The following is a 17,111-nucleotide window of genomic DNA, read 5'->3' as shown; positions in this document are numbered from 1 at the left end:
TTCAAGGAGATAATTAAATTGTAACAAACAGAATTGTTTAACCGAATAATAAAATTAAAATATTTTTGAAGGAGTTATAAAAATGGAGAAATTAGCAAGGTTAAAAGTAAAAAGATTTAGAGACAGAAACAATTTTAACCAAGAAAAAATAGCGAAAGTATTAAATGTTTCTGTTCAAACATATTGCAACAAAGAAAGTGGCAAAAATGAATTTAGGTTATCGGAAATGCACACATTAGCAAAGTTTTATAACACATCTTTAGACGAACTATTTTGGGAGGATGAAGAACTTGAGAGTGATAAAGGAATTGTTTGATATAGCGTTGGTATTTGGAGCTATAGCACTAACATTTACTTGTAGTTATTTCACTTCATATTTTGTTCAAGACGGAACTTGGCATACATTTTTATATTTCTTCGTTTTCATGGGTGCTGTTCTCGGTGTAAAAAGTCTAGGAAAGTATTATGTAAAAAATTTTCTACAATAATTATCGTTTTAGGTTATAGGGGAACGCTAAACGATATTGGAGGGTGTATATGAATGGATTAATCAGAGAAATATATGGTTTGTCAGAGTTTGACGCAATGTACGACGAGGACGAAAAAGAAAATGCATTTGGCTATTTGATGGAAGATGAACACGATGATATGAGAGCAGAAAAGAATATGAAATAAAATAACGCCCGGTAATCAACCGGACGTAAACCGAGAGAAATAAAACATTGAGAAAAATGTCTATATCAGTATTATAACAGGAGTGAAAAACATTGTCTTATCAAATGAATAAATTGAAGTCTATAAATACTAAAAACATGAGCGATGAAGAATGGAAACAATTAAGAACGCATTCTATCGGAGGTTCTGATTGCGGAACAATATTAGGTATGAATAATTACGAAAGTCCGTTCACTTTATGGCAAAAGAAATTGTGGGCAGACGATTACGAAGAAGATATAAGCGACAAAATACAAGTTAAATTCGGTCATTACAACGAACAATTTGTAGCGAAACTATTTGAAGAAGCAACCGGCAAAAAAGTACGCAAGCATAACAAAATGATGTATCACAAAGATCATGATTTTATAAGTGCTAACGTTGATAGGGTGGTCATTGGCGAAAATGCATTGCTGGAATGTAAGACAACAAGCGAATTTATGAAAGATAAATGGAAAGACGGAAACGTACCGGCAAGTTACATGGCACAATGTTATCACTATATGGCAGTGACAGGCGTAGACGTTGTATATATAGCCGTATTGTTTGGTAATAGTGAATTTCATTACGAGCCAATCGAACGTGACGAAGAAATCATAAACGATATTATTAATGCAGAAGTTGAATTTTGGAATGAATACATTGTTAAGGGGCAACGACCACCAGCAGACGATAGCGAAGTGACTTCAAAAGCATTAAATAACTTTTGGAAAAACACACAACCGGAAGTAGTTAGCTTTGACGAAGAAAAAACAGCATTGTTTAAAAGTATTTTATCAATAAAAGACCAAAAAAAAGAATTAGACAAACAATTGAAAGGGCATCAAAACAAACTTAAAGAGTTATTGGGCGAAAATGAGTTTGGCGAAGTATCAGATTACAAAGCAAGTTGGAAACAGCAAAAACGAGAAACATTCGATGCAAAACGATTTAAAGAAGAACACCCGGAATTATACGAGCAGTATAAAAAAACAAGCACTACACGTACTTTGAATGTAAAAGAAAACAACGGATAACGATATAAAATAACTTTAAATTGTACAAAGAAAGCACACAATGAACAAAAGTAAGTTTTACGAACAAAAACTATCTAAAATAAACAAATGCTTATATAAAGCGTATATGGAGGAATATAAACATGGCTACACAAAATCAATTTAAAAATCAATTAACTCAAAAGAAAGAAAACAATAACCAATCACAACAAAAAGCAGTAGGACCCAAACAAGAAATTAGCAACTTGTTAGATAGAATGGCACCCCAAATACAAAAGGCATTACCACAACACATGAGCGCCGAAAGAATGGCACGTATAGCAATGACGGCAGTATCAAGCACACCTAAATTACTAGAATGTGACCCGAAATCATTAATTGGTGCATTAATGCAATCATCACAAATCGGACTAGAACCAAACACTAATTTAGGGCAAGCGTATTTAATACCATATGGCAAAGAGGTTCAATTACAGGTTTCCTATTTAGGTATGATAGAGCTTGCTAACCGTAGTAAGCAATACAAGGCAATATACGCCCATGAGGTGTACTCGGAAGATTATTTTGAATATCAATATGCATTACAAAAAGATTTAGTACACAAACCGGCAGACAATCCACAAAGTGAACCTATTGGATATTATGCAGTATATCACTTGTTAAATGGTGGCTATGACTTTGTGTATTGGAGTAAAGCAAAAGTGGACGAACATGCAAAACAATTTTCTAAAGCTGTTCAAAAAGGTTGGCAAAGCCCATGGAAAACCAATTTTAATGCAATGGCTAAAAAGACAGTTTTAAAAGACTTGTTAAAATTTGCCCCTAAATCAATCGAAATGAACGATGCAGTATCAAGCGATAGTAAAGCGCAACAATTAGACGATGACGGCAATATCATTGACGTTACAGACTATTCACAAGTTAACGATGAACCGGAACAATTACAGGAGGGACAATAATATGAGATGTATTGCTAAAGAAGAAGGTATCACATGCTATCCGGAAACTCAGGTAGAAGCTAATTTCATTAGTGAGAATAGTGAGTGGTTTAAACAAGAAATGAATAACGAATTAGAACGTTTAATAAATGACGCTACTACAAACAAGGAGTGAAAATATGCAAACGCACAAATCAAACTTCTTATATAAATGTTTTAAATTCAACAAAAACATTGAACTAACTGATAAGGGCGTAACTTTCATGCTTACGCCTTTGTCAGAAAATGAAATTATATATCAAGAAATAATAGAAAGCGAACACGAATTAGAATTTGTAACAAACGAATCATTAAGATATTTAGATGATTGGATAGCAACGAATACAACTGAACATGAAAGAGTTTTTGCTAAATTAACACATTGGAATTAAGAGGTGGAAAAATATGGCGGATAGTATTACTAGTTCAGTCAGTGGTTACGGATTAGTATTTAAACGAGTTATGAAAGATACAAATTTAAGTATTGAGGCAAAGGCATTATATAGTTACTTGTCAGCATATGCTGGTTCAAATGAAACTGCTTTTCCTAGTGTAAGCCTTATATGTCACGAACTAGGTATAAGTGATAAAAGATTTAAGAAATATAGAAAACAATTAGAAGAACAAGGATATTTATCGATTGATAGACAGCGTACTGAAAATGGATTTAGTAAAAATATTTACAAGATAGAACATAATCCCGTATCGGGTAATTTCGTACCGGTACAAAACGTAACGGGACAAAAGTTACCGGGAAGAAACGTAACGGGACAAAATGTAGGTACTACAATTAACAGTTCTACAATTAACAGTATTACAAATAACAATGATACAAGTAACAGTTGTAGTAGTGGTCAGCAGTCGCCGTTTGATTTCTATCAAGAAAATGGTTTTGGAATGCTTAAGCCTTATGTAGCAGAACAAATTAGTTATTGGATAGACGATTTTAAAGAGTATGGCAATGAGATTGTAATTGAAGCAATGAAAGAATCAGTTAACAGCAATGTGACAAACTGGAAGTATGTAAATTCTATATTGAAATCATGGTATAACGACGGTGTAGAAACGATAGAAGATATTCAAGCGAGAAATAATAGACGTTCATATAAAAGTACAGGAACCGACGGAAAGCTAACAGGACAAGCATTAAAAGAAGCAATGCAAGATCCTAGTTATTGGGATTAGGAGGTAAACAAATGCAAAAGTTAATCAGTCCGAAACTAAAAAAGCAACTCAAGCAGTACGAAGCTACAAACGTTACTTATGGTTTGTATTGCAAACAATGTGGGCATAAATACGATTTACACGAGTTTGAAAGTGGTTATACCGTAAAAGACGGTTGCGAGTGTGAAAATATCAAACAAGCGAAAGCAACAACCGAAAGACGTAGAAAAGAATATGAACAACGGAAGATTGATGAGATGTTTAATCAATCTCAAATCAACCCTTCAATCAAAAAAGCTACAGTGAACAACTACCAACCGACAAACGAATCACAACAAAAGGCAAAAGACGTAGCCGTTGAATACGTTAAAACTTTTTCACTAGATAATCCAAAGTCGTTAATTATACATGGTTCAATTGGTACTGGTAAATCGCATTTAGCTTTTGCAATAACTAAAGCGTTAAAGAATCAAGGTTATAAAGTGGCATTTATGCACATTCCTAAATTAATGAACCGGATAAAAACAACTTACAAAAATGATGCAAGTGAAACAGTCGAAGATATTATAAAACAATTAAGTGATTTAGATTTATTAGTGTTAGATGACATAGGTGTAGACGATAGCGCACATGCAATAAGCAAAATGGAGGATATAGTAGATAATAGAGCAGGTTTAAATAATATATATACGACTAACCTAACAGGAAAAGAACTAGAAAAAGATTTAAATTGGCAACGTGTTTACTCACGTATGCAACTTAACGGTAAGCGTTTAAATGTAATAGGCGAAGATTATAGGGAGGGCGACGCATGGTAACACAAATGAAACAAATACAGGAAATTTTAAAATGTAGTAAGGAATATGCACAAAAGGTTATTGATTACGCAGGCGGGGACGAGGACAAACTAAATTATCAAATCGAAAGACAGTTATATAAACAAGCGAACAATCAAGCAATTTTGGAAGTTAAACCACACAAAGCAAATAGAGGTAGCAAATTAAAGCGAAAAGATAATCCTTTAGATTATATCCAAAAATATAAATATGTTTAATATTTGGAATGTGAGGTGCTTTAAAACTGAAAATAAGAACGTAATACGATACTTAATAAAATTTTAGGAGACTTATAATGACTAATTTAATTGATGAATTAGAAGAAGAGATGATTTTAGAGCATATGAATAATGGTGTTGAGGGCATTGAATTTGTTTTCAATCAATGGGATATAGAAAACCTCACTGAAAGTATCTTTGTATTTAATAAAATTTACAAACAACATTTCATTGATATAAATGACTATAGCGTTTTAGAGAAAGAAATGATGTCGTTAGCGATCGATAGCATATACGCTAGTGATTTTATGTTCAGTTATAAACATACTAATTTACCAAGAATTAAACTAAAGCATGCGTTAAATATTATTGTGAAAATGTATGACGAAATCTACTTGCCGGGGGCTAAAAAGGAATTCATTGCACAATTAGAAACGAATAAAAATTTATCAAAATTGGAAGAAGAATTAATAATCGAAGAAGGAGGTTATTAAAATGATTAATTCAGTGGCATTAAGTGGACGTTTAACGAAAGAAGTTAAATTTCAAGTAACAACAAGTGGTGTGCAGGTAGCCAGATTTACATTAGCCGTACAAAGAAGTTTCAAGGACAAAGATAATAACTATCAAGCAGATTTTATTAACGTCATAGCGTTTAGAGGTACGGCGCAAATTGCGAATGACCGTTTAAACAAAGGCGATTTATGTAATATTCATGGACGTATGCAAACAAGACAGTTTGAGAACAACGAAGGTCAAACAGTATTTTTAACCGAAGTAGTAACAGATAATATTCAGTTAATCAACACAGGCAGAAATAACGACGATGCACAACAGCAGGGCAACTTTAACAATCAACAATCACAGCAACAGCGTGGACAAGCGCAAAACAATTGGCAACAGCAAAATAACCAATCACAAGGTAACCAACAACAAGGTAATCCGTTTAATAATGCCAATGGTCCGATTGATATAAATGATGATGATTTGCCGTTTTAGAGAAATAATACACAATGTATAAAATAATGATTAAAAAAGGAGCAACAAAGAGAAAAAGCTAAAAAAGTTAAATTCAGTCAATATTGGTTGGCAACATATAATCAAATGATGAAACAATTCTAGGAGGCTAATAAATGAGTGTACAAGTTGAAACAATAAGTGGTTATACGGACAACATGGCGGAATTTGAAAATATATTAAACGATTTTATCGGTAGTCATTCGGTTATATTCCCAATCGACTACAAAAGTATTAATCCGAAAAACGACACACCACAGATAGTAGCGATAGTCACTTACGAAACTAACAACGAACAATGGCAAGATATTTTTAATCAAGTGAAAGACTATGATTACAACGAGTTGCTAACAGCCGTTTTGAAATTAAGTAATATGAATTTATCCATAGATACGATAGGCGATATTGTAACGAGATATACAGACCCTACAGAATCAATTACAAGTGATTTAGCAAAGCTACACGATGTAAACATCGAATTTGATAAAGACTTTGAAAGTGAGGAATAACATTGCAATTCTATTTATACGACTATTCAAGAAACAAAGTGGCTACAGTTACTAAAAACAACGATTCAGATTTCCATTTGAAAGGACACACAGGCACAAATATAAGTTATAAAGATGAAATGTTAACCGAACATCAATTAAACGAATTTAAGCGTAATTTCGACGTTGTAAGCGAATATGAACTAGGTCAGATAAATTTAGATGATTTATTGTAACAATCTAAAAAGTGCAGAGGGGTAAAAATGATTGAAAAGGTTTGGAACGAACACAAAACATTAGAAATAGGAATTGACGGTGTTGCGTACATAGAATTTTTTAAACACGAAACAGGCAATATTGATATGTATTTAGGCAAAGATGAAAACAATAAAACGTGTGAAATCGAAGGCTTTTTTGTCGGTCAATACGACATTGAATACAGCAAAGAAAAAGCAACAGAAAACAATAGTGCAGAGGTTGGACAATTGGAATTATTCAAAACTTTTTGATTTAAGGAGTGGATAAAAAGATGAAAATTAAAGACTTAGAAAAAGGGCGTTACGTCATTGTTTATGACATGGGCAAAAGTGAGTATTCAGAAGGCATGACAATTGTAGGTAAAGTGGTAGGAAATTTGGAGGTTGACGAAGAAGGTAAAAATACAACAGTTATTGAATCACTACCATTTCATCGATATACCATTTCTGATAATAACCATTTCGATTATTGGAACGATTATATGGAAAGTATAACGGAACACACCAATAACTTAAACGACAGTTGGGCAAGAAAACTTAGAAATTTAGCTCAATATTTTGGGATATGTGACCCAAATGACATTGTGCAGTATAAAAGTATCTCGGACGGATTCGGACATTATGAAGAAATAGAAACAATTGACGGCGTAACGGTCAAAATAGAGGAGTCTGAATAAAAGGAGTGAAGGTTAGTGGATTTAATGCATGTGAAAAAGCAAAAACACATTATTCATAAGTTAGAACAAGAACGTAACCAATACAAATCTGAATATGAAGAATCAATAGGCGATGCAATTTGGTACAAAGCAAAAGCTGAAAGGTTGGAACGTGAAAACAAACGCCTTACAGGTCTTACAAGAAAACTAACAATTCACCGTACCATGTGGGACGCTTTGAAAGATTGGCGCAAAGATATGTTAGAAATTGATAAGAATGATACACAGCTTATTAGTTTGGGATTGGTTATGGACGATTTAGAGAAACGACATTTGTATAAGGAACGTGATTAGATGGCAGATGAAATTGAAGTAACAGTAACGCAATCATTCACTGAATTACAGTTAACTAAAGACAGCAGTATACAAGCAATACCATTAAGCAACAAGGCTTATAAGAAGGCTATTAAGGAGGAAAAATAAATGACTAACACAATTACAGTAGATCAGTTAAAAGAATTATTACAAATACAAAAGGACTTTGACAGTAGAATACCAACACTTAATTTACAGGATAGCAAAGTAGCGTATGTGGTTGAGTTTTTTGAATGGTTTAACACATTAGAAACGTTTAAAAATTGGAAGAAGAAACCGGGTAAGCCGTTAGATTTACAATTAGATGAATTGGCAGATATGTTGGCGTTTGGATTGAGTATTGTAAACCAACAGGAACGCGATGAAATTTTAATAGAGTCTATTGTAGATGCTGTTTTAGAAGATAATAAACCTCACGGTGAGTTTGATTTTGCTAATTTTAAAATATCTAAAATGATGTTGGTCGGTGTTCCAGATACCGTTTTCCGCAAAGATGATATATCAAGAGCATATATTTTAGCATTACCTTTTGGGCTTGCAATCCAATACTACACTATCGATCAACTCATCACAGCATATAAAAAGAAAATGGAAAGGAATCACGCAAGGCAAGATGGAACAGCAGACAAAGACAAAGGATACGTGTAAGAAAGATATACTTCAAAAAGTTAAAGAAATACTTAATAAGGAGTGATTAAATGACTTTTGGCGAAAATCTAAAAGAGTATAGACGTAAACGAAGATTGTCACAACGTGAACTATCAAGGCAAGTTGGATTGTCGCAAAGCTACATAGGCGATTTAGAACGCAATAGAAAGAATGTATCAATATATGTAGTCGCTTATTTAGCAAAACAATTAGACGTTTCGGTTAATTATTTATTCAATGATGATACAGAAGTTAGGAAGTGTAACAATGCCTAGTGTAGAAGAACAATTGGAAAACATTAACAATAAAGATGAATTGATTAAATGGTTAGTAAATGCATATTATTTTCATTAGCAAGTAGGTGTTAACAATCATACTTTATATTATAGCTTATGTGTTGCTTCTGTACCCATTTATTGACGGTATCGTCACAATTCAGGAAGGCATTAAGCATAAAGACAATGCAGAAACAGTTATGGGGATATTTTTAATTACAACAACGATATTACTATTTTTAATGATAACTGGATATTTATTATTTGATGTGTTTTTATTTGGCATTGAGTAACGTATTGCGTTATGATATGTTCATATCACTATTATTGTTAGTGGTAGGTTCAATAATGAAGATAAATTATAATCAATAGTCTTGTAATTACCAGTGTCTTTTAAAAAGTTAGCGTTTATGTCATCAGCAATATTTACTAATGACCCTTTTAAAGACGACGGTTTGAACCTATTATATTTTTGTTTACTATCTTTTATAGTGTTGTATATCATGCGGTAATCTGCATGCATTACCTTGTTATTTTCTTTCATTAACGGCTTTGTATTAATTGCAAAGTCGTTTTTTTATTTGCGTTTAATAACGTAATACGTTTCAATATATGAACGGTCATAAAGTTGTAAACTTGTACTTCAAACTTCATTTACGACTTATAAGTAGTTTATTATAAAACATCTTAATACTATATTATATTTAAACAACGTCAATAAAAGGCGTTGTTTTTTTATGTTTTCGAGTTGAAAAGTAACGGATTATGTTTTAATATAACGGTATAGGATCATTGTTTGACCTCTCAATTTTGAGTTATATTATTTTTATAGTTTTCTGTTTATTTTTAGTGCAGACGTAAGTCAGGCTATGTTTACAAACTCCTTTTAACCATTGATTAATTTCAATGGTTTTTTTATTTGTATAACATGAAATAAATAACGTAAAATGATACAATTATGACGTGAATAACACATAACGTTATAATGATAAAAGAGGGTTTATATGAGGAAATTTATAATCAAAATAATAAGTGTATTTTTAATTATATCTTTTTGGGAATGTTCAAAAACACTATACCTATTTACTAAAGGTTATTTGAATTACAAACCAAAAACATATATTAAAAACATTTATGAGAAACCGGAAACATATATGCATAACATAAAGTAACGTATAATGTTATTTAATTTCGGGAGGTTTTAAAATGCGTATTGATTATGACAAACTTAATTTTGAAAGCGAACATATAAACGAAGAAACGAACGAAACATATTTCATGTATTCAATTCCCGCAGAACCAAACCTGATAATGATTAATAAAGATGATGAAATTATAGGTGGTTGGGAACTTAAAAATTTAAACATTGTACCAATACACGTTGGCACACCTTCTTTTCATAATCTAACCGATTTATTACAAAGAAAAGAAGTGCTAATCAATGAGTAACACCATATACAAAAATAGAGGCGCTTTTTTAGAAAAGGTCATAGAGAAATCCAACAATCAGTATTTAGAACGTGGTTTAGCGCTAATAGATAAAATACCAACACCGATGACCGGGAACACACGTAAAAATACATTTCGATACACAAAGAAAAGCACTGTTGATTTTACAGGTGTTTCACAAGGTCAATTTGTGTGTTTCGACGCAAAGCAATGTAGTACACCTAGATTTGAATTTAGCAGATTACAACCACATCAAGAAAGCTATTTAAAGCACGCACATAAGCAAAAAGGTATTGCGTTTATATTAATACTATTCACTAAAGAAAATGAACTGTATAAGCTCACAATTAGCGAATATGAGTATTTGAAAAACAACTTAACTCGTAAATCAATTTCGTTGGATTGGTTTAGAGAAAACAAACCTCAAATCAAAAGTAAGAACGGTGTTTATTATGATTATTTGAATATTGCATAACGAATTTATGAAAAAGTAGGTGCTATTTTGATATACGAACCAAAACAAGTTATTAACATGCTTAAAACATACAACGATGATGTACATACATTGCACTGTTTAGTTGAAGAATACAACGATAGTGTAGAAGTGGGCGCAGGCGCAATGGCATACGGCGAAGATGCTATGATGCCTAAAGGGAACGGTGTAAGCGACCCCACGTTTAAAAAAGCAAAGCAACTAATGAGGAGTAACAACGTGATACACAACTTAGAACAGAAGATAGCGTTTATTGATAACAATTCATACAAGCTACACAAAGACCAACACATTATTGTTTTTGCTTTAAGAATACAAGGGCATACATGCCAATACATTGCAGACACATTAAGAGTTAAACGCACAAGGGTACAAAACATCATTAATGAGATAGCTCAAATCATGTGTAAATCAGATGAAGAATACAAGCAGTATAAACAAAAGCATGATATTGCTTAATAGCGAGTGACGTTTATTACAGTGAATGACAAACGTGGTTGTAATTATAAACAGGTGGTAAAATCATTTCAGAACATCATTAATTGGTGTTCTAATGTTTTTCTTTGTTTAGCTTTTTCTTTTGTTTATTTTGTTTAAAACGTCACTTTTAATTAAGTGGCGTTTATTTTTTTACCATATTTTAAGTTAGGAGGTGGAATAATGGCTAAACGTGTAAGATTAGAGGATTGGTTAAAAGAAGAAAATTTAATACGTGTGCAAGGTTGGGCGAGGGACGGTTTAACAATGGAACAGATAGCCCATAATATCGGTATTACAAAGCCTACATTGTACAAATGGCAAGAAAGGGATTCTAACTTTCTTAACGCCTTAAAGGTTAGCCGTGATAGTGCTGATAGGCAAGTAGAGAACGCTTTATTTAAAAATGCACTAGGCTTTAAATATATCGAACAACAGCTAACAGATACAGGCGAAGTTGTAGACGTGGAGAAATACGCTAAACCAAATACAACAGCACAAATATTTTGGCTTAAAAACCGTAAGCAAGAAGTATGGCGAGAAAAACAAAATATCGAACATGCAGGTGGCATAGACCAAAAAGTCGATTTATCCGGATTAAGTGATAAAGACATAGAAAAATTAGCGAATATGAGTGATGAAGAATGACGATAACAAAAGAACAAAAGAAATTAATCATAAGAGAGGCAAAGCGTGAAAGTGCAAGGCGCAGTTACCGTAGTTATGTAAAAACGGCACATCATGGAAATTTTGAACATTACGCACACACTGATTTAATTTGTGATTATTTACAACGAATAGTAGACGGCGAGCAAATGCACTTAATGATAGAAATGCCTCCTCGTCATGGTAAATCAATGTCTGTTACAGAAACGTTTCCGTCGTACTTCTTAATGAAAAACCCCACAAAAAGAGTTATTACATCGGCTTATTCTGAAGGATTAGCACGTAAATTCGGTAGGTTAAACCGTAACAAGTTTGAAGAATTTTCTCATGAGTTGTTTAATCTTAATTTATCGGCAGACAACAATAGTACAACAGATTGGGGATTAGCAGATTATAACGGTGGCATGATTGCTACAGGTATCGGAGGCAGTATTACCGGTCAAGGTGCTGATTTAATGGTAATTGATGACCCAATCAAGAACGCAAAAGAGGCACAAAGTAAAACGATACGTGAAAACATTTGGGACGAATGGGAAAGTACATTGTCTACACGTTTACACGACGGCGCAAGCGTTATAGTGATTATGACCCGTTGGCATCAAGATGATTTTATAGGGCGTTTGTTAGAGCAATCCCCGTATAATTGGAAACGGTTAAGATTGCCGGCTATCGCAGAAGATGAGGACGATTTATTAAATCGTGAAGTAGGCGAGCCGTTATGTAGAGAATTAGGATTTGATGAAGAATGGGCAGACCTTAAAAAACGTGAAGTAGGTTCGAGAACGTGGGCATCTTTATACCAACAAAGACCGTCGCCGGCACAAGGTACGATATTTAAGCGTGAATGGGTACAATACTATGACAAAGTACCACCACGTTATGATGATATGTTAATGAGTTGGGACTTTACATTTAAAGATAGTGAATCAAGTGACTATGCAGTTGGGCAAGTATGGATTAAGCAAGGTGCAGACTTTTATTTAATCGACCAAATACGTGCAAAAATGGATTTCACACAAAGTGTTAGAGTTGTTGAAAGCATGAAGAACAAACACCCTAAATGTAGAAAAATATTAATTGAGGACAAAGCAAACGGTCCGGCAATTATAACGACGTTAAAACAAAAAGTTAGTGGTATCATACCGATTACACCTAAAGAAAGTAAGGTAGCAAGAGCATACGCTGTAACACCATTCTTTGAGGCAGGCAATGTATTTGTTGGCAAAAAGGTTCCTAGCGTTGAAGATTTTATTGATGAATTAACAATGTTTGATAACGCAGTACACGACGATACAGTGGACGCTATGACACAAGCATTAAACTACTTTGCATCAAAACCAACGGCTAGTGTGATTACAGGTAATGCATGGTAATATGTAACGTATAAGGTTATTTGATAACGACATAAGATATTAGGAGGGACACAATGCAATATAGAAATCCGGATAACACATGGGTTAAATTTGATAAAGAAATTATTAAACAAGTGCATGATGATATGTATTACTACAGGGCATTATATGAAGGTAGGCACCATGAAATATTTCCACGTGCCGTTAACTTAATTGAACAAGGCGAGATTATAGATGTGTACAGTACACAAAACGAAGTGGCTTCAAAGAATGTACGCACGCCATACTTAATGATAAACATAAGTCGTGTGATAGTTGATTTACCTAGTATGCTTGTAGCACGCACATTAAACGCTATTAAAACAAATTATCCTAATAATAGTTTAGCTCAACAAGATATGCTAGATGACACACAACAAGCTACAGTGGACACACAGACGCAAAAACAAGAACAATTTATAGAACAAACAGAAACAAACGACTTTAACGGTCAAACGACAGACAAGCAACAAGAAGTGATAGACCAAATTAAAAAGAATAGTAATATCAATCACACTATGAATCTAAACCAATTACAAATCGACGGTGGTATTGTTGCCGTACCGATGATTAAGAACGGCAAGATAGCAATTGATATTAAAGAACGTAACGTTTACTTTCCACATGATGACGGATTAGGGGTTGATTTAGTTTATGAATTAGAACCAACGCAGGAAGAAGAAGAAAACGGCGTAAGATACGTTCATGTTTATACTGAAAGAGAGAGCGAAGAAGCTATTGAAACGTTAGACAGATTGTATAAGTCGAATGATGAAAACAATCTTGTGTTAGTCGAAGAACCGGAATTAATCCGAGAAAAACTACAAATCGATGTAGCAGACGCTCATAAGATATTCAACGGACGACAAAGAACATTTGTAAGTTATTTAGCGAATGACCCAACGTTTACGAATCAATTAGGTAATTCGGCTTTACGTGGCATTGCAGGTAAGCAAGAAGAAATTAATTGGACGGTTACACGTACAGCGCAAACGTTCGAGCGTAACGGCAAGCCTAGAATATCTATCCCTAAAGGAACAATGGAACAACTTAAAGCAATTGCGCTTGATACTTTCGGCGATGAAAACAAGATAGACCACCGTAATTTAGAAGTCACTGAAATAGACGAAAACGGTCAATCAATGCAAATACACCAAATTGATACAAGTAAAATCGGCGATATGAATTATGTTAAAGATATTATCCGTATGATGTTAGCAGAAACGCAAACGTCCGAAAGTGCTATTGAATTAGTTAAACAACAAAGCAGTGGCACACAATCCGGCGTTGCTAAATTCTATGACTTGATGTTATCCGTAATCAAATCTGAAAAGATACGTGATGATTACGTAGAGTTTTTACAAAACGCTTTTGAATCGGCGTTATGGTTTGCACACGATAAAGACGATGAAATCATAATTGAAAGACCCAACATTATCGTTAAAGATATGTTGCCGAAACCACAAGAAGAAGTTAGTACCGAAAATATCGCTAAATATAACGCAGGCGTCCAATCATTAGAAGAAACAATAAGACGTATCAATCCGGAAAAATCGGAAGAATGGTTACAAGAAGAAATCGAGCGAATACAAAGCAATCAGACACAAAGTGATAGCATGAGTTTAGATTTAGGTAATCAATCACTACAAAACTTCATGAATAATCGTGATGATAACGGTAATCCATTAGATGAGTTTGGTAATCCAATTGAATCCAACGAACAAAATATAAACGAATTTAACGTGAATGAGTAGGTGTTATGAATGGCATTGACACCGGAACAAGTTAAGAAGTTATCACAGTTTTTGAAGAATCAAGTTAAAGAGTTAGTAAGTGGTGTGAATATCGAAAGCGAGAAAGACACACAGCGTATGTATATGGCTATTGAAAAGTTGTTTGATGATTTAGGTAGTAGTGTTCAAAAAGAAGTACCGAAAACGATATATGAACAATATGCTAAAGGCTTATCTAATGCACAACAACAGTTAATCGATACTGGACTAATAACAAGTGCCGGTAATTTCAATGTACAAAACGCAATCGCTCAACAGTTTGTGCATACCGACGCTATAGTATCTATCGTTACCGATACAATGCAAGACTTAGCAAGTGCATTTAGGACAGCTAAAAAGTATTCTAAAAATAATGTAGATGTTGCGATTAAAGATGTACAAGATGAAGTAGCAAAAGGTTTAATGGTTGGCATGACGAACAAACAAATGTCACAAAGAGTTGCTAAAAAGTTTGGCGAACAAAACATGACTTCATTTGTTACAGTAGACGGCAAACATTTGCCATTAGATTTTTACGCAGAAACAGTAGTAAGAACCAAAACGCAAACAGCATACAACCACAGTCATTTAAACAGATATGCTGAAGATGATATAAAACATGTAACTGTAACGGGTAATATTCCTACATGTGGGGAATGTGTAAGATATAGGGGGCATGTGTTTGCTACAGAACGTGGCGACCAATTCCCATATATCAATTTATATACAACATTTCCGAAACACCCTAATTGTCAATGTAACTTTAGACCTTATATTATTGATTTCAAAAGTGATGATGAAGTCAAAAGAGATTTGGAACACTCAAAAACATTTGACGAAAACAAAGACAGTCGGACGCAGGCAGAGATAGAGCGATACAACACAGACCAAAAGGCAAAAGCTAAAGCAAGACGCAACAGCCTTTCATACAACAAGATGCGCAACCGATTAGGCAGTGACGGACCCCAAACATTCAAAGAATATTTACAAGTTAAAACAAACAACAAAGCTAAATATCATGAATGGGTATCGCAGATGAAAAAAGTCTATGACCCTAACAATGTATCGGGCGAACAACAAAGCTCACAGGAAGCACACACAGACACAAACAACGTATCTGATACAAATAATCAAGACGAAGATAAACAAGCTCAAAACGAGGCTCAAAATAACATACAAGGTAATACACTACCACCTATTGAAACATTAGATGAATTGATTGGTATTACATCACAATTGAGTAAAGGTTTCGACGAAAAATTCAAAACAAATCTATCTAATGCACAAGAATATGGTTTAAGATTCGAAATAAAAGATATAGAAAATGAAAAGGGAATAGAATTTAATAGACTGATTCAAGAAGTTATTAATGAAAAATTTGGATATAATGATTTACCACAATCAATCTCTAAAAATGAATTTGATTTAATAGATGATAACAAAAAATTAATACGTGGTTTGAAAGATTCAGACAATACAAATGCAATGCATTTTATCGAACAATACAAAACCGGAAACCATTATGTCGGGAAAGGATTTTACGGGCATGGTACTTATTCAGCAGTCATGACCGAAGAAAACAAAGAAATGGTGTTCGCAACCTATGCTAACGAGAAAGAAAAAAACATTATGCATATGACAATTAGCGATGATGCGAATGTAGTAACTAAAAAACAAATGCGACGTATTAAGAAAGAATGGCGAACGGATATTAAATCAAATGAAGAAATATCACAGAGTCAAAAAGATATTATATTAGGTGTTATAAGTAATACATCTAATATTGCAATTATGTTAGGATATGACGCAATGTATATTGGTGGTCAAGAATATTATGTATTATTAAATCGTGGGAAAGTGAGTGTTGTCGATGAATAAAAAAGAGCAAAGTATTTGGTTTGATAAAGTAATGCCATTAGCAATTGAAATGTATGCCCTCGAAACACCATTTCAAGAACGATTAACATTTGATGATGTAGCAGACGCATACGCAGATAACGAACCATTAGAAGAAGTGTTCAAACTCATACCTAAAGTTTTATACCCTTATATTGAACAAGCAGATAAGGAAATAGCGAATGAGTACGATAAAAATATAGAAGATTACACACCTTATATGAATTAAATAGTTACACAAGTGACTAATATAACGGTTTTTGTGTTTTGATAACGTTATACGTTATAATATAACAAGCAACGAAAGTTGTAGTCATTATATATATCCCTCACATATAAGACAAACA

General features: G+C 33.5%; 28 protein-coding genes. All 28 read left to right on the top strand.

The window, feature by feature from the left end:
* The first annotated feature begins 82 nt into the window (after window positions 1-82).
* Window positions 83-316, top strand: coding sequence for a helix-turn-helix transcriptional regulator (locus tag MUA37_RS07675; protein WP_262624458.1), 234 nt, complete (start codon window positions 83-85; stop codon window positions 314-316).
* A 221-nt stretch (window positions 317-537) separates the two neighbouring features.
* Window positions 538-675, top strand: coding sequence for a hypothetical protein (locus MUA37_RS07670; protein ID WP_262624457.1), 138 nt, complete (start codon window positions 538-540; stop codon window positions 673-675).
* Window positions 676-767: 92 nt separating this feature from the next.
* Window positions 768-1,730, top strand: a complete 963-nt coding sequence (locus tag MUA37_RS07665) for a YqaJ viral recombinase family nuclease (protein WP_262624456.1) — start codon at window positions 768-770, stop codon at window positions 1,728-1,730.
* Window positions 1,731-1,852: 122 nt separating this feature from the next.
* Window positions 1,853-2,668, top strand: coding sequence for a recombinase RecT (locus tag MUA37_RS07660; RefSeq protein WP_262624455.1), 816 nt, complete (start codon window positions 1,853-1,855; stop codon window positions 2,666-2,668).
* Between the two features lies 1 nt (window position 2,669).
* Window positions 2,670-2,822: a hypothetical protein gene (locus tag MUA37_RS07655; RefSeq protein ID WP_262624454.1), complete on the top strand. Its 153-nt coding sequence runs from the start codon at window positions 2,670-2,672 to the stop codon at window positions 2,820-2,822.
* 4 nt (window positions 2,823-2,826) lie between these two features.
* On the top strand, window positions 2,827-3,078 hold the full coding sequence (locus MUA37_RS07650; protein ID WP_262624453.1) for a hypothetical protein: 252 nt from the start codon (window positions 2,827-2,829) through the stop codon (window positions 3,076-3,078).
* Window positions 3,079-3,091: 13 nt separating this feature from the next.
* Window positions 3,092-3,871, top strand: coding sequence for a DnaD domain protein (locus MUA37_RS07645; protein WP_262624452.1), 780 nt, complete (start codon window positions 3,092-3,094; stop codon window positions 3,869-3,871).
* An 11-nt stretch (window positions 3,872-3,882) separates the two neighbouring features.
* On the top strand, window positions 3,883-4,668 hold the full coding sequence (locus MUA37_RS07640) for an ATP-binding protein (protein ID WP_262624451.1): 786 nt from the start codon (window positions 3,883-3,885) through the stop codon (window positions 4,666-4,668).
* A complete protein-coding gene (locus tag MUA37_RS07635; protein ID WP_262624450.1) occupies window positions 4,662-4,904 on the top strand; it encodes a hypothetical protein in 243 nt (80 codons plus the stop codon). Before MUA37_RS07640 ends, MUA37_RS07635 begins: the two co-directional genes overlap by 7 nt.
* A 77-nt stretch (window positions 4,905-4,981) precedes the next feature.
* Window positions 4,982-5,398: a hypothetical protein gene (locus tag MUA37_RS07630; RefSeq protein ID WP_262624449.1), complete on the top strand. Its 417-nt coding sequence runs from the start codon at window positions 4,982-4,984 to the stop codon at window positions 5,396-5,398.
* Window position 5,399: 1 nt separating this feature from the next.
* On the top strand, window positions 5,400-5,903 hold the full coding sequence (locus MUA37_RS07625) for a single-stranded DNA-binding protein (RefSeq protein WP_262624448.1): 504 nt from the start codon (window positions 5,400-5,402) through the stop codon (window positions 5,901-5,903).
* Window positions 5,904-6,037: 134 nt separating this feature from the next.
* Window positions 6,038-6,430, top strand: a complete 393-nt coding sequence (locus MUA37_RS07620) for a hypothetical protein (protein WP_262624447.1) — start codon at window positions 6,038-6,040, stop codon at window positions 6,428-6,430.
* Between the two features lie 2 nt (window positions 6,431-6,432).
* Window positions 6,433-6,645, top strand: coding sequence for a DUF3269 family protein (locus MUA37_RS07615; protein WP_262624446.1), 213 nt, complete (start codon window positions 6,433-6,435; stop codon window positions 6,643-6,645).
* 27 nt (window positions 6,646-6,672) lie between these two features.
* Entirely contained in the window at window positions 6,673-6,918 is a 246-nt protein-coding gene (locus MUA37_RS07610) for a hypothetical protein (RefSeq protein WP_262624445.1), read from the top strand.
* 20 nt (window positions 6,919-6,938) lie between these two features.
* Window positions 6,939-7,343, top strand: coding sequence for a hypothetical protein (locus MUA37_RS07605; protein WP_262624444.1), 405 nt, complete (start codon window positions 6,939-6,941; stop codon window positions 7,341-7,343).
* A gap of 15 nt (window positions 7,344-7,358) precedes the next feature.
* Entirely contained in the window at window positions 7,359-7,676 is a 318-nt protein-coding gene (locus tag MUA37_RS07600) for a hypothetical protein (RefSeq protein ID WP_262624443.1), read from the top strand.
* Entirely contained in the window at window positions 7,677-7,805 is a 129-nt protein-coding gene (locus MUA37_RS07595; protein WP_262624442.1) for a hypothetical protein, read from the top strand. It begins immediately after the preceding gene.
* A complete protein-coding gene (locus tag MUA37_RS07590; RefSeq protein ID WP_262624441.1) occupies window positions 7,806-8,345 on the top strand; it encodes a dUTPase in 540 nt (179 codons plus the stop codon).
* A 50-nt stretch (window positions 8,346-8,395) separates the two neighbouring features.
* Window positions 8,396-8,620 carry a helix-turn-helix domain-containing protein gene (locus tag MUA37_RS07585; RefSeq protein WP_262562046.1) on the top strand — a complete coding sequence of 75 codons (225 nt, stop codon included), beginning with the start codon at window positions 8,396-8,398 and terminating at the stop codon, window positions 8,618-8,620.
* An 86-nt stretch (window positions 8,621-8,706) separates the two neighbouring features.
* On the top strand, window positions 8,707-8,913 hold the full coding sequence (locus tag MUA37_RS07580) for a hypothetical protein (RefSeq protein WP_262624440.1): 207 nt from the start codon (window positions 8,707-8,709) through the stop codon (window positions 8,911-8,913).
* Window positions 8,914-9,826: 913 nt separating this feature from the next.
* Complete coding sequence (locus MUA37_RS07575) at window positions 9,827-10,069, top strand: hypothetical protein (RefSeq protein WP_262624439.1); 243 nt, start codon at window positions 9,827-9,829, stop codon at window positions 10,067-10,069.
* Entirely contained in the window at window positions 10,062-10,544 is a 483-nt protein-coding gene (locus MUA37_RS07570; protein WP_262624438.1) for a Holliday junction resolvase RecU, read from the top strand. Before MUA37_RS07575 ends, MUA37_RS07570 begins: the two co-directional genes overlap by 8 nt.
* 27 nt (window positions 10,545-10,571) lie before the next feature.
* On the top strand, window positions 10,572-11,021 hold the full coding sequence (locus MUA37_RS07565; RefSeq protein ID WP_262624437.1) for a hypothetical protein: 450 nt from the start codon (window positions 10,572-10,574) through the stop codon (window positions 11,019-11,021).
* Window positions 11,022-11,222: 201 nt separating this feature from the next.
* Entirely contained in the window at window positions 11,223-11,687 is a 465-nt protein-coding gene (locus tag MUA37_RS07560; protein ID WP_262624436.1) for a helix-turn-helix domain-containing protein, read from the top strand.
* Window positions 11,684-13,078, top strand: coding sequence for a phage terminase large subunit (gene terL / locus MUA37_RS07555; protein WP_262624435.1), 1,395 nt, complete (start codon window positions 11,684-11,686; stop codon window positions 13,076-13,078). Before MUA37_RS07560 ends, terL begins: the two co-directional genes overlap by 4 nt.
* 53 nt (window positions 13,079-13,131) lie before the next feature.
* Complete coding sequence (locus MUA37_RS07550) at window positions 13,132-14,850, top strand: hypothetical protein (protein ID WP_262624434.1); 1,719 nt, start codon at window positions 13,132-13,134, stop codon at window positions 14,848-14,850.
* Window positions 14,851-14,859: 9 nt separating this feature from the next.
* Window positions 14,860-16,746, top strand: a complete 1,887-nt coding sequence (locus tag MUA37_RS07545) for a phage minor capsid protein (RefSeq protein WP_262624433.1) — start codon at window positions 14,860-14,862, stop codon at window positions 16,744-16,746.
* Complete coding sequence (locus tag MUA37_RS07540; protein WP_262562063.1) at window positions 16,739-16,993, top strand: hypothetical protein; 255 nt, start codon at window positions 16,739-16,741, stop codon at window positions 16,991-16,993. The genes MUA37_RS07545 and MUA37_RS07540 overlap by 8 nt, the downstream gene beginning before the upstream one ends.
* Window positions 16,994-17,111: the final 118 nt, after the last annotated feature.

This window comes from Staphylococcus arlettae (assembly GCF_025560845.1).
Lineage (GTDB): Bacteria > Bacillota > Bacilli > Staphylococcales > Staphylococcaceae > Staphylococcus > Staphylococcus arlettae.
The sequence above is the reverse complement of the archived record's forward strand: the minus strand, read 5'-3'. Positions and strand labels throughout refer to the sequence as shown.